This window comes from Micromonospora sp. NPDC003776 (assembly GCF_053605645.1).
The window spans coordinates 1-12911 of the sequence record NZ_JBSGJR010000136.1 but is presented as its reverse complement, the minus strand read 5'-3'; the positions used below and the strand labels follow the sequence as shown (position 1 = coordinate 12911).

Here is a 12911-nt window from a genome sequence, read left to right as displayed (position 1 = left end):
GGCCAGCTCCACGTAGCCACGCGCGTCTGGACCGGCGTGCCCTCGGCGGGCCGGGGACACCTTGCCGCTGCCTTTGCTCTGCTTCAACGGACGCAACACTCAGGCGCCGCATGTGTTGCGTGGGGTGAAGCAGAGCAAAGGCGGACGCGGGGGTGGGGCGGGCTCGGGGAAGGGCGCCGCCCGCGCGGGCGAGCGAGCGGGGAGCGGGGGTCAGGTGCGCAGGTAGGACGCGCCGTTGAGGTCGACGATGGTGCCGGAGGCCCACTCGGCCTCGGGGCTGGCCAGCCAGTGGACGGCGGCGGCGATCTCCTCGGGGCGGGCCACCCGGTTGAACGGGCTCTGGGCGCGGATGGCGGCGCCCCGCTCGCCGCTGAGGTGGGTGGTGGTCATGTCGGTCTCGACGAAGCCCGGCGCGACCGTCGCCACCGCGATGCCGTAAGGCGCCAGGGCGAGCGCCAGGGACTGCCCGAGCGCGTTCAGCCCCGCCTTGCTCGCCCCGTACGCGGGCTGCTCCGGCTCGCCCCGGAAGGCGCCTCGCGACGACACGTTGACGATCCGCCCACCGCGCCCGCGCCCGCGCATGTGCTGGGCGGCGCACCAGGTGACGTTGGCGGCGCCGGTCAGGTTGGTCTCCAGCACCAGGCGCCACTGCTCACGCCACTGCTCGTAGCTGTTGCCGAAGACCGGGTGGGGCAGGTCCCGCGGCCCGTACACGCCCGCGTTGTTGACCAGGACGTCTAGGCCGCCGAGCCGGTCGGCGGCCTCGTCGACCATGGCGCGGACCGCCTCCGGGTCGGCCAGGTCGGCGCGGACCACCACGTGCCCCTCGCCGGGCAGCTCCGCCCGGAGCGCCTCGGCCAGCTCCGCCGAGTCCCGGTGGTGGATCGCCACCCGGTCCCCGCCCGCCGCGAACACCCGCGCCACCGCACGCCCGATGCCGCGCGAGGCCCCTGTCACCAGTACCGCCCGAGATGTCACGCGGCACATCATGCCGGACGGCGACCGCGGCACTTACCATGCCCCGATGGGAACCGACTGCCTGTTCTGCCGGATCGTCGCGGGTGAGATCCCGGCGACCATCGTGCGCGAGACCGCCACCACCCTCGCCTTCCGGGACATCGACCCCAAGGCACCCGTCCACGTGCTGGTGATCCCGAAGGAGCACTACGCGGACGTGGCCACCCTGGCCGAGGCCGACCCGGGCCTGGCCGGTGAGGTGCTGGCCACCGCCGGCGTGGTGGCCGAGGAGGAGGGGCTGACCGGCGACGGCTTCCGGCTGATGTTCAACACCGGACCGTACGGCGGCCAGGAGGTCTTCCACGCGCACGCGCACCTGCTCGGTGGTGCCCCGCTCGGTCCGATGCTGTGCCGCTGACGCCGTCCCTAGACTGACCCCATGATCACGGTGCATGACCGGCTCGGCCGGATGGTGCGGCAGGCACAGGCCCAGGGGCGGATCCCGGCGGTCTCGGCGGCCCTGCACCGGGCCGACCGGCCGCTCTGGACCTGCACGGCCGGCGGGACCGGCAACGACACGCCGCTCGGCCCGGAAACGGTGTTCCGGATCGGCTCGGTCACCAAGACGTTCACCTCGGTGCTGGTCATGCAGTGCCGGGACGAAGGGCTGCTCGACCTCGACGACCCGATCGGCCGGCACCTGGACCTGCCGGCGCACGGCGAGCTGACCGTACGCCGGCTGCTGTCGCACACCGCGGGCCTGCAGCGCGAGCCGCACGGCGACGTGTGGGACAGCCTGCGCGCGCCCGAGGTCCCGGAGCTCCTCGCCGACCTGGCCCGGGTGGAGCGGGTGCTGCCGACCGGGCGGCGCTTCCACTACTCCAACCTCGGCATGGCCCTCCTCGGCGAGCTGGTCGCCCGGCTGCGCGGTGGCACCTGGGCGGAGGTGCTGGCCGAGCGCGTGCTCGCCCCGCTCGGGCTGAACGCCACCGGCCCGGTCCCCGGGGAGCGGGCCGCGACCGGCTTCCTGGTCGACGCGTACTCCGACGAGGCGCATCCGGAGCCGCCGACCGACTTCGGCGCGGTGGCCCCGGCCGCGCAGCTCTGGAGCACGGCGACGGACATGGCCCGCTGGGCGGCCTTCCTGGCCGACCCGGCCGCGCTCGACCCGGCCGGCGCGGTGCTCGCCCCGGGCACCCTGGACGAGATGCGCTGGCCGCTCACCACCACCGACGAGACGCTCTGGGCGGCCGGCTTCGGGCTCGGGCTGATCCTGGTGCCCCAGCCCGGACGGGTGATGCACGTGGGGCACGACGGGGCCATGCCCGGTTTCCTCGCCGCCGTCTACGGCCGCCGGGGCGGGGACGGCACGGCCGGCGCGATGGGCTGCGCCGTGCTCGGCTCCTCGGGCACCGGTGCCGAGGTGTTCGAGTTGGCGCACCGGCTGCTCGCCGCGGCCGCCGAGCACGACCCCGCCGAGATCGAGCCGTGGCGCCCCGGCCCGCCCGCCCCGGCGGACCTGCGCGGCGTGCTGGGCCGCTGGTGGGGCGAGGGCTTCGAGTACGTCTTCTCCTGGCACGACGGGACGCTGCGGGCCCGGGGTGCGGACGATCCGGCCGGCAAGCCGCCGGCGGTCTTCGCGCCGCTGCCGGACCGGCCGGACGTGTTCCGCACGGTGTCCGGCCGAGAGGTGGGGGAGCTGCTCCGGCTGACCCGGGACGAGCACGGGACGGTGGTCGGCATGCACTGGGCCACCTACCGGTTCACCCGGCACCAGGAGACCTTCGACCGGTACGACTTCCGCACCGGCAGTTGATCTCTCACTGGCGGAAATGGGCGAGTTGCGGGCGGTGTTGGAACGATACGATGGATGTCACGACCGCCGCGCCAGCAGGGCCCGGCGCCGAGATCGAGAGCAGGTGGCGTAGGGCCCGACGGCCCGATCTATGACCGGCACCCCACCTCCCGGCCCGCCCCGGGTGCAGACCAGGATCACGGTCCCCGACCAGAAGATCATGGTGAACCTGCTCGGCGCGGGCGACGAGATCCTTCGCCTCGTCGAACGCTCGGTCAACAGTGACGTCCATGTGCGGGGCAACGAGATCACCATCACCGGTGCGCCCGCGGACAACGCCCTCGCCGAGCGTCTTTTCAGTGAGCTGCTCGAACTCATCGAGAAAGGCGAGACCCTGACCACTGACGCCGTACGGCGTACCGTCGGCATGCTCGAGCAGGGCAGCACCGAGCGGCCCGCCGAGGTCCTGACCCTCAACATCCTCTCCCGGCGCGGCCGCACCATCCGGCCCAAGACGCTCGGCCAGAAGCGCTACGTCGACGCGATCGACGCGCACACGATCGTCTTCGGCATCGGCCCCGCCGGCACCGGCAAGACCTACCTGGCCATGGCGAAGGCCGTCCAGGCGCTCCAGGCCAAGCAGGTCAACCGGATCATCCTGACCCGGCCGGCGGTCGAGGCGGGGGAGCGGCTGGGCTTCCTGCCCGGCACCCTGAACGAGAAGATCGACCCCTACCTGCGGCCGCTCTACGACGCGCTGCACGACATGCTCGACCCGGAGTCCATCCCGAAGCTGATGGCCGCCGGCACGATCGAGGTGGCGCCGCTGGCGTACATGCGAGGACGTACGCTCAACGACGCGTTCATCATCCTGGACGAGGCGCAGAACACCACGCCCGAGCAGATGAAGATGTTCCTCACCCGGCTCGGCTTCGGTTCCAAGATCGTGGTCACCGGTGACGTCACCCAGGTGGACCTTCCCGGCGGCACGACCAGCGGCCTGCGCGTGGTGCGGGAGATCCTGAGCAACGTCGAGGACGTGCACTTCGCCCAGCTGTCCAGCTCCGACGTGGTTCGCCACAAGCTGGTGGGCGAGATCGTCGACGCGTACGCCCGCTGGGACGCCGAGCGGGAGAACCAGCAGGCGCAGAGCGTGCACGCCGTGCCGGGGCGGACCGCCCAGGGCGGCCGGGCCGGCCGGCGCCGCTAACCATCAGAGGAAGACAGTTGTCCATCGAGATCGCCAACGAGTCCGGTGCCGAGGTCGACACCGACGCCGTGCTCGCCGTCGCCCGGCACGCGCTCGACGAGATGGGGGTCAACCCCCTCGCCGAGCTCTCCATCCTGCTGGTCGACATCGACTACATGACCGAGCTGAACCACCGCTGGATGGGTGGCGACGGCCCGACCGATGTGCTCGCCTTCCCCATGGACGAGGGCAGCGTCGACCACGGTCCGGGCGAGAGCGGCCCGGCCGGCGGTGAGCCGGCCCTGCTCGGCGACATCGTGCTCTGCCCCGAGGTGGCGGCCAAGCAGGCGGCCACCGCCGGCCATTCGCCCGCGGACGAGCTGCACCTGCTCACCGTGCACGGCGTGCTGCACCTGCTCGGCTACGACCATGCCGAGCCCGAGGAGGAGCGGGAGATGTTCGGTCTCCAGGCCCGGCTGCTGGCCAGCTGGCGGTCGACCCGGTCGAAGTGATGACCATCCTGGCGGCCGGCGGCGCCCCCGCCGGCCTGCCCGATTTCCAGCTCATCGTCTTCGCGGCGGGGCTGGTGGTGCTGGCCGGCCTGATCGCGATGACCGAGGCCGCGCTGGCCGCCGTCTCCCCGGCCCGGGCCGCCGAGCTCGCCCGGGACGGGGCGCGCGGCGCGCGTACCCTCCAGGCGGTCGCCGGTGACGTGGTGCGCCACCTCAACCTGCTGCTCCTGCTCCGGTTGCTGGCCGAGTTGACCGCCACCACGCTGGTCGCGCTGGTCGCGGTGGACAGCTTCGGCGCCGGCTGGCGAGCCGCCCTGGTCACCGCCGGGGCGATGACCGTGGTCAGCTTCGTCGTGGTCGGCGTCGCACCGCGCACCATCGGCCGACAGCACGCGTACGCGGTGGGCCGCGCGGTCGCCCCGCTGGTGCGTTGGCTGGGGCGGGCACTCAACCCGCTGGCCTCGCTGCTGATCCTGATCGGCAACGCGGTCACCCCGGGCAAGGGCTTCCGGGAGGGCCCGTTCGCCAGCCAGGTGGAGCTGCGTGAGCTGGTCGACCTGGCCGAGCAGCGCGGCGTGGTGGAGCACGGCGAACGGCAGATGATCCACTCGGTCTTCGCGCTCGGCGACACCATCGCCCGCGAGGTGATGGTGCCGCGTACCGAGATGGTGTGGATAGAGGAACGCAAGAACCTCGCCCAGGCGCTGGTGCTCTTCCTGCGCTCCGGGTTCTCCCGCATCGCGGTGATCGGCGAGAGCGTGGACGACGTGCTCGGGGTGCTCTACCTCAAGGACCTGATCCGGCATACCCAGGGCGGTGATCCCCGCACCGCGGAGCTGCCGGTGTCCGAGCTGATGCGGCCGGCGACCTTCGTGCCGGAGTCCAAGCCGGTCGACGACCTGCTCTCCGAGATGCAGGCGGCCCGCAACCACCTGGTCATCGTCGTCGACGAGTACGGCGGCACCGGCGGCCTGGTCACCATCGAGGACATCCTGGAGGAGATCGTCGGCGAGATCACCGACGAGTACGATGTCGAACGCCCGCCGGTCGAGCACCTCGGGGACGGGTCGGTCCGGGTGACCGCCCGACTGCCGGTGGAGAATCTGGGCGAGTTGTTCGACACCGAGCTGCCCACCGACGAGGTGGAGACGGTCGGCGGTCTGCTCGCCCAGTCGCTGGGCCGGGTGCCGATCCCCGGCGCCGAGGCCGAGGTGGCCGGGCTCCGGCTGATCGCCGAGGGCACCACCGGCCGACGCAACCGGATCGACACCGTGCTGGTGAGCCGGGCCGCGTCGAGCGACCCGTCCGACAGCGCGGGGCGCGGCGAGCACGCCGACCCCCGCGGCAACCCCAATCGTTCCGAGGAGAGGCAACCCGCCGATGCCTGAGTCTTCCGCCGTGCCGGCCGCCCGGCCCACCCCCGCCGACCCCGCCGAGCTGAGCGCCGAGGACGCCAAGCTGGTCGTCCTGGCGCGCGGTGCGCGGGGCCGGGTCGGTGCCGTGGAGGGCGCGGCGGTCCGCGACCAGGACGGCCGGACGTACGCGGCAGCCAGCGTGGCGCTGCCCTCGCTGACCCTGACCGCGCTGCAGCTCGCGGTCGCCTCGGCGGTGGCCGCCGGGGCGAGCCGGCTGGAGGCGGCGGTGGTGGTGACCGAGGCCTCGACCCTGGACGGCGCGGGTCACGCGGCCGTCCGGGACCTCGCCGCCGACGCGCCGATCCACGTGGCCGCGCCGGACGGCACCGTCCTCGGCACGGTGGTCGAGTGAGCCAGCCCAGCGGCGGCGTGCCGGAGCCGGAGGGATCGCGTCCGTACCGCGCCGGCTTCGCCTGCTTCGTCGGCCGGCCGAACGCCGGCAAGTCGACGCTGACCAACGCCATCGTCGGCACCAAGATCGCGATCACCTCGAACAAGCCGCAGACCACCCGGCACATCATCCGGGCGGTGCTGCACCGGCCGGACTCGCAGCTAGTCCTGGTCGACACCCCGGGGCTGCACCGGCCCCGGACGCTGCTCGGCGAGCGCCTCAACGACCTGGTCCGGGAGACCTGGAGCGAGGTCGACGTGATCGGCCTCTGCATTCCGGCCAACGAGCCCATCGGCCGGGGGGACCGGTTCATCACCGGCGAGCTGGCCAGCCTCAAGGCGACCGTGCTGGCCGTGGTCACCAAGACCGACCTGGTGGACCGTGGGCGGCTGGCCGAGCAGTTGCTCGCGGTGAGCGAGCTGGCCGACTTCGCCGACGTGGTGCCGGTGAGCGCCGTCTCCGGGCATCAGGTGGACACCCTGGTCGACGTGATGACCGGGTACCTCCCCGAGTCCCCGCAGCTCTATCCGGACGACATGCTCACCGACGACCCGGAGCAGGTGCTGGTCGCCGAGCTGATCCGGGAGGCGGCCCTGGAGGGGGTGCGGGACGAGCTGCCGCACTCCATCGCGGTGGTGGTGGAGGAGATGATCCCGGAGGGCAAGCTCACCAGGATCTTCGCCGACGTGTACGTCGAGCGGCCCAGCCAGAAGGCGATCATGATCGGTCACCGGGGCAGCCGGCTCAAGGAGGTCGGCACCACCGCGCGCCGGCAGATCGAGGAGCTGCTCGGCACCCGGATCTATCTCGACCTGCACGTCCGGGTCGCCAAGGAGTGGCAGCGCGACCCCAAGCAGCTGCGCAAGCTCGGCTTCTGAGCGGTACGTCCGATCGCCGGCCCGGCACGTCCGGGCCGGCGATCGCCGTTTCCCGGGCCTCTGTCCCGGTGGTCCGGATCGGCCGCTCTTATGGGAAGTTTCACTTTTGACCGGGGGTCCTCGGCCGTTTCTCCGGCGCGGGCCGGAGGGTAGGGAAACCTTGCCCCGCCCCCGGACCCAGATGCAGGCTGATGCGAAACCGATACCTGGACCTGCTCCGCTCCCTGGCCATCATCCGAGTCGTCGTCTACCACGTCACCGGTTACGCCGCGCTCACGCTGGCGTTCCCGGCGATGTCGGTGATGTTCGCGCTCGCCGGCACGTTGATGGCCGCGTCGCTGGACCGGACCGGGGTGCCGGCGGTGGGCCGTCGGCTCCGTCGCCTGCTGCCGTCGGTCTGGGTGCTCGCCGCGGTCTTCGTACCGGCCATGCTGCTGACCGGCCTGCCGCTCACCCCGAAGGTGCTGCTCTGGCTCTTCCCGGTCAGCGATCCGCCGGCCAACTACTGGGGCGGGCTGGCGCTGAGCCCGATCTGGTACCTGCGGGACTACCTCTGGTTCGTGCTGGCCTCGCCGCTGGTCCTGGGGCTGTTCCGCCGCGCGCCACTGCCCACCCTGCTCGCCCCGTACGCGCTGCTCGCCACGATCGAATTCGGCATCTTCCCGGACGCCCCGACCGTGCTGCGCGAGTTCGGCCTGTACTTCGGCGCCTGGCTGCTCGGCTTCGCCCACCACGACGGGATGCTCCGCCGGCTGCGCAACCGGGTCCTCGTCCCCACCGCGCTGGCCCTCGGCACCGCCGGCCTGGCCTGGATCCTCACCCACCCCGGCCCGCGCGGCCACGACCTGAACGACATCCACCTCGGCAACGCGCTCTGGTCGGCGGCGTTCATCCTGATCGCGATCGGGCGGGCCCCGGCGGAGGCGCCCTGGGTGGACCGCTACCCGCTGGTGAGCCGGGTGGTCACCGGACTGAACCGGCGCGCGCTGACGGTGTACCTGTGGCACATGCCGTTCGTGGTGGCGCTCACCCCGCTGGTCGGCCTGGTCGGCTGGACGCCGCGCGACCCGGTCGGCCTGTGGATCCGGGTGGGGCTGGTGTTCGCGCTGGTCGGGGTGGTCGCGCTGCTGGTCGGCTGGGTGGAGGACGTGGCGGCGCGGCGTACCCCGGAACTGCTCCCCGGCGGACCTCGGCGGACCGTGGCCGACCGGGCGGCGGCCGCCCCGGCCAGCCCCGCGCCGGCCGGCGCCGAGGCCGAGCTGGTCCCGGCCGCCGCCGCCCCGCGGATCCCGGCACCCCGCCGGGGGGAGGCCGAGCGCGCCGGCCGAGGGGCCTGATTCCCGGCAGGACGCGCGGGGTCAGCGGCGGTTGAGGGCGACGTTGCCGCTGGTGGCGGAGACGTCGAGCAGGAGGGACGCGGCGGGGTCGTCCGGGACGGCCAGCTCGGTCTCGCCGGAGTCCGCGTGGGCCTGCACCCGGTACCGGCCGTCGGGCACCGTCAGCTCGACGTCACCGCTGGTGGCGTGCAACCGGACCGGAGCCGGCCGGTCCAGCTCGACGGTCACGTTGCCCGAGGTGGCCTCCGCATCCACCCCGGCGGCGAGCCGGCGGCCGTCGATGTTGCCGGAGGAGGCGCGCAGCCGGACCGCGCCGGCGGCGTCGACCACCTCGATGTTGCCCGAGGTGGTCTCGGCGCGGACGTCGGCGCGCGCCCCGGTCACGCTGAGGTCCCCGGAACGCAGCGTGAAGTCCACGGTGCCGACCCCGGTCAGCGTGACGTTCCCGGAGCTGGTCTCGCCGCGTACCGCCACCCCCTCCGGGGCGGTCACCTCGTAGGAGACCGTGCACCGGGGGCCGCAATCGGTCTTCAGCACCAGCTCGTCGCCGTTCACCTCGTACCGGGTGTCGGGCTGGCCGCCCTGGTAGCGGACCACCCGCTTGATCCGTACCTGCCCGGCCGGCCCGGTGGCGTCGACCGTCACGTCACCGGCGCCGCCGGCCGGTACGGTGATCCGAGTGATCTTCACGGACTCGGTGTCGTCGTAGTCGAGCCGGCGGAAGGACAGGGTGTCACACCCGGCGAGGACGATCAGGGTGGTGGCCGCCGCGGCGGCGACGGCGGTCCGGTGCAGAGCCATGCCGAGACGCTACGGCCGGACTCCGAGACCGCACATCCGGGTTCGACCGCCGATCCACCCCGAACCGACCCTGAGATCGCACCCCGAGGGAGAATGACCGGATGGCCGGGTACCGCCGACAGCTCTACCGCGACGACGCGGTGGTGCTGCGCGTGCAGAAGCTCGGCGAGTCCGATCGGATCATCACCCTGCTCACCCGGCGGCACGGCCGGTTGCGCGCGGTGGCCCGGGGCGTCCGCCGCACCACCAGCCGGTTCGGCGCCCGGCTGGAGCCGTTCGGGCACGTCGACCTCCAGCTCGCCGGCGACCCCAAGGGCAACCAGGGCAGCTCGCTGCACACCATCAGCCAGGTCGAGGGGATCGACCTCTACGGTAAGCGGTTCCTCGGCGACTACCCCCGATACACCGCCGCCAGCGCGATCGCCGAGACCGCGGAGCGGCTCACCCCGATCGAGCGCGAGCCGTCCATGCGGCTGTTCCAGCTCACCCTCGGCGCGTTGCGCTCGCTGGCCCGCGGCGACCACGCCACCACCCTGGTGCTCGACGCGTACCTGCTGCGCGGGATGGCCTTCGGCGGCTGGGCGCCGGCACTGACCGCCTGCGCCGTCTGCGGCGAGCCGGGGCGGCACCGGGCGTTCTCCGTACCGGCCGGGGGCGCCGTCTGCCCGGACTGCCGCCCGCCCGGCGCCGCCCACCCCGCCCCGGCCACCATCGACCTGATGTCCGCGCTGACCACCGGCGACTGGGCGTACGCCGACGCCACCGAGACCGGCGTACGCCGGGAGTGCAGCGGCCTGGTCGCGGCGCACCTCCAGTGGCACCTGGAGCGCGCGCTACGCTCGCTGCCGCTGGTCGACCGGGGTGGCCCGGGGTCCGGCGCGGTCCCGCCGTCCGGCGGCGCGGGGCCGGGTGCGGTCCCGCCGACGCCGGGCCCGCCGCCGCTGGTGTGAACAGGGAGAAGAGTGCCGTGATCCGATCGACGAGGGCAGACCGGCGTGCGCCGGTGCCACCGACTCCGCACCCGTCGGGTGCCCGGCCGCCGGCCCTGCCGGCCGAGGCGCTGCCGAAGCACATCGCGGTGGTGATGGACGGCAACGGCCGCTGGGCCAAGGAGCGCGGCCTGCCCCGCACCAAGGGTCACGAGCAGGGCGAGTACAGCCTCTTCGACACCATCGAGGGCGCGATCGAGCTGGGCATCCCCTACCTGTCGGCGTACGCCTTCTCCACCGAGAACTGGCGCCGCTCGCCGGACGAGGTGCGCTTCCTGATGGGCTTCAACCGGGACGTCATCCGCCGCCGCCGGGACCAGCTCGTCGACCTCGGCGTCCGGGTGGTCTGGTCCGGCCGGGCCGGCCGGCTGTGGAAGAGCGTCATCTCCGAGTTGCAGACCGCCGAGGAGATGTCCCGGGGCAATTCGACGCTGACCCTGCAGTTCTGCGTCAACTACGGCGGCCAGGCGGAGATCGCCGACGCCGCCGCCGCGATCGCCCGCGACGTGGCGGCCGGTCGGCTCGACCCGGGCAAGGTGACCGAGAAGACGATCCAGAAGTACCTCTACCACCCGGAGATCCCCGAGGTGGATCTCTTCCTGCGCCCCTCCGGCGAGCAGCGCACCTCCAACTTCCTGCTCTGGCAGAGCGCGTACGCCGAACTGGTCTTCCTCGACACCCTCTGGCCGGACTTCGACCGCCGCCACCTCTGGTACGCCTGCGAGCTCTACGCCCAGCGGGACCGCCGCTTCGGCGGCGCGCTGCCCAACCCCGTGGCTCCCCGAACCTGAGGGAGGGCGTGATCCCGCGGGTGCTCTTCGCCCAAAAACAGCGTCTCGGCACGTTTTCTCGGCCGGCCGGCAATAGTGCCGCCGTTTGCTTTCCGCGCGGCACTTGACCGTCCAGCCAGACTCGTCCCGTCAACCAACCGTGTTTCTCCAACACCACGCAACACGCCATTCGTTGTCCCGGTCCGGTGCGCCCGGAAAGGCTACATTCACTTCAGGGCGCAGCCATTCCCGCTGACCGCAGGTGCGTGATGACCAGCGACGGCTGCCGCACGTGGGGACGGCAGTCGCGAATGCCTGTCGAAGGCGGTCACTGCCCGGACGAATGGTTGCTGATTGCTGATGATGCTGCGCAGCACTGCCACGAGAAAATCCGGTCACCTGGAATCATTGCGGCCCGCACCGTACGGGCTGGCCTTCTGCCGCGTGCTCGGGGCGGCCGGTTCGCTGGTGATCGTGGTGGGCGGGCTGCTGGCGGGCGTACGACCGCTCGGCCAGGTGGCGATCGACCTGCCGATCGTCCTCGCGCTCCGGGCGTCGACGGCGCTCTCCGTGTCCGTGGTCTACGTCGGGCTCAGCCTGCTCCTGCTCGCGTGGTGGCGGGTGGGCACGCTGGTGCGGGCTGCCGGCGGCATGTCCCTGCGCAGCCTGGCGACGACAGCCGCCTGGTGGGGGCTTCCGTTCGCCCTCACCACCCCGGTCTTCAGCGGCGACGTCCACAGCTACCTCGCCCAGGGGGCGATGACCAGCGCGGGCCTGGACGCGTACCGGATGGGACCGGCCGCGCTGGGCGGGCCGCTCACCGTCAACGTGCCCGACATCTGGCAGCACACCCCGGCGCCGTACGGTCCGGTCTTCCTCAACCTGGCCGCCTGGGTGACCGACGTGACCGGCAACGGCGTCTGGGCGGGCATCCTCGGGATGCGTCTCCTGGCGCTGCTGGGGGTGGGTCTGCTGGTCTGGTCCGTGCCCCGGCTGGCCCGGGCCTGCGGGGTGCGGCCGGCCGCCGCGATGTGGCTGGGTGTGCTCAACCCGCTCGTGCTGCTCCACCTGGTCGGCGACGCCCACAACGAGGCGGTGATGCTGGGCCTGATGTGCGTGGGGCTGGTCCTGGTGCTGCGGCGCCGGCCCGCGTTCGGGGTCGTGCTGATCACGCTCGCCGTGCTCGTCAAGGCGCCGGCGGCGCTGGCCATCGCCTTCGTGGTGCCCATCTGGGCGCGGCAGCTGGGCGGCCGTCGACCGTGGCTGCGGGCCGCGCTGTGGGCGGTGTCCGTCTCCGGCGTCACCGCCCTGGCGGTCACGGCGCTGGCGGGGACCGGCTTCGGCTGGGTACGGGCCCTGGGTACGCCCACGCACGCCCGTACCTGGATGTCGATCAGCACCGACCTGGGCTGGGCGGTCGGCACCGTCCTGCACCACGTGCGGGGCCTGGACGTCGAGGAGACCCGGCACCTGGTGTGGCTGGTCGGTCTCGTCGTCGCCGCCGGTGCCTGTCTGGTCCTCTGGCGGCGCAGCGAGCGGATCGGGCCGGTCGCGATGCTCGGGGTGTGCCTCGGGGTGGTCGTGCTCGCCGGCCCGGTCGTGCATCCGTGGTATCTGCTGTGGGCGCTCGTGCCCCTCGCGGCGGCCGCCCGCCGCACCGCGATCCGCCGGGTGGTCGCGGTCGGCTCGGTGGCCCTGGTGCTGCTGGTCCTGCCGGGTGGCGTCCAACCCAGCCTGCCCGCGGTCACCGGGGCGCTGATCGGAACGGCGGCGGTGGTCGTGCCGCGACGGAGAGCAACTTCTTCATGGCTGTCCTCAGGGAGGTCTCCCCCGGCCCAGGTGGGGGATGCGGTGGTGGTGACGAAGGCGGCTGAGCC

Annotated in this window: 13 protein-coding genes; 11 read left to right on the top strand and 2 right to left on the bottom strand. The window is 73.0% G+C overall.

Features of this window, described 5'->3' with window-relative positions:
- Window positions 1-210 precede the first annotated feature (210 nt).
- Entirely contained in the window at window positions 211-978 is a 768-nt protein-coding gene (locus ACWEVO_RS14120) for an SDR family NAD(P)-dependent oxidoreductase (protein ID WP_452307936.1), read from the bottom strand.
- Window positions 979-1024: 46 nt separating this feature from the next.
- On the opposite strand from ACWEVO_RS14120, the gene ACWEVO_RS14115 reads away from it, so the two are divergent.
- The 8 genes from ACWEVO_RS14115 to ACWEVO_RS14080 all read left to right on the top strand — a co-directional run bounded on the left by ACWEVO_RS14115 (window position 1025) and on the right by ACWEVO_RS14080 (window position 8474).
- Window positions 1025-1375 (top strand): histidine triad nucleotide-binding protein, encoded by a 351-nt coding sequence (locus tag ACWEVO_RS14115; protein ID WP_452307935.1) that lies wholly within the window; start codon window positions 1025-1027, stop codon window positions 1373-1375.
- Window positions 1376-1396: 21 nt separating this feature from the next.
- Complete coding sequence (locus ACWEVO_RS14110) at window positions 1397-2773, top strand: serine hydrolase domain-containing protein (protein ID WP_452307934.1); 1377 nt, start codon at window positions 1397-1399, stop codon at window positions 2771-2773.
- A 130-nt stretch (window positions 2774-2903) separates the two neighbouring features.
- Window positions 2904-3962 carry a PhoH family protein gene (locus ACWEVO_RS14105; protein WP_393184282.1) on the top strand — a complete coding sequence of 353 codons (1059 nt, stop codon included), beginning with the start codon at window positions 2904-2906 and terminating at the stop codon, window positions 3960-3962.
- A gap of 17 nt (window positions 3963-3979) precedes the next feature.
- Window positions 3980-4453, top strand: a complete 474-nt coding sequence (gene ybeY, locus ACWEVO_RS14100) for an rRNA maturation RNase YbeY (protein ID WP_452307933.1) — start codon at window positions 3980-3982, stop codon at window positions 4451-4453.
- A complete protein-coding gene (locus ACWEVO_RS14095; protein WP_452307938.1) occupies window positions 4429-5841 on the top strand; it encodes a hemolysin family protein in 1413 nt (470 codons plus the stop codon). The genes ybeY and ACWEVO_RS14095 overlap by 25 nt, the downstream gene beginning before the upstream one ends.
- Window positions 5834-6220, top strand: coding sequence for a cytidine deaminase (locus tag ACWEVO_RS14090; protein WP_123240534.1), 387 nt, complete (start codon window positions 5834-5836; stop codon window positions 6218-6220). Before ACWEVO_RS14095 ends, ACWEVO_RS14090 begins: the two co-directional genes overlap by 8 nt.
- Window positions 6221-6237: 17 nt before the next feature.
- Window positions 6238-7137, top strand: a complete 900-nt coding sequence (era, locus tag ACWEVO_RS14085; RefSeq protein WP_452307937.1) for a GTPase Era — start codon at window positions 6238-6240, stop codon at window positions 7135-7137.
- Between the two features lie 191 nt (window positions 7138-7328).
- Window positions 7329-8474 (top strand): acyltransferase family protein, encoded by a 1146-nt coding sequence (locus ACWEVO_RS14080; protein ID WP_452307932.1) that lies wholly within the window; start codon window positions 7329-7331, stop codon window positions 8472-8474.
- 21 nt (window positions 8475-8495) lie between these two features.
- On the opposite strand, the gene ACWEVO_RS14075 is transcribed toward ACWEVO_RS14080, so the two are convergent.
- Entirely contained in the window at window positions 8496-9275 is a 780-nt protein-coding gene (locus tag ACWEVO_RS14075) for a DUF4097 family beta strand repeat-containing protein (RefSeq protein WP_452307931.1), read from the bottom strand.
- 101 nt (window positions 9276-9376) lie between these two features.
- Here ACWEVO_RS14075 and recO point away from each other — a divergent pair, with 101 nt between their 5' ends.
- The 3 genes from recO to mptB all read left to right on the top strand — a co-directional run.
- Window positions 9377-10225, top strand: coding sequence for a DNA repair protein RecO (gene recO, locus ACWEVO_RS14070; RefSeq protein WP_452307930.1), 849 nt, complete (start codon window positions 9377-9379; stop codon window positions 10223-10225).
- A 53-nt stretch (window positions 10226-10278) separates the two neighbouring features.
- Window positions 10279-11055 carry an isoprenyl transferase gene (locus tag ACWEVO_RS14065; RefSeq protein ID WP_452307929.1) on the top strand — a complete coding sequence of 259 codons (777 nt, stop codon included), beginning with the start codon at window positions 10279-10281 and terminating at the stop codon, window positions 11053-11055.
- A gap of 387 nt (window positions 11056-11442) precedes the next feature.
- Window positions 11443-12911, top strand: a 1469-nt coding sequence (mptB, locus tag ACWEVO_RS14060; RefSeq protein ID WP_452307928.1) for a polyprenol phosphomannose-dependent alpha 1,6 mannosyltransferase MptB, incomplete at its 3' end; no start/stop codon positions are given.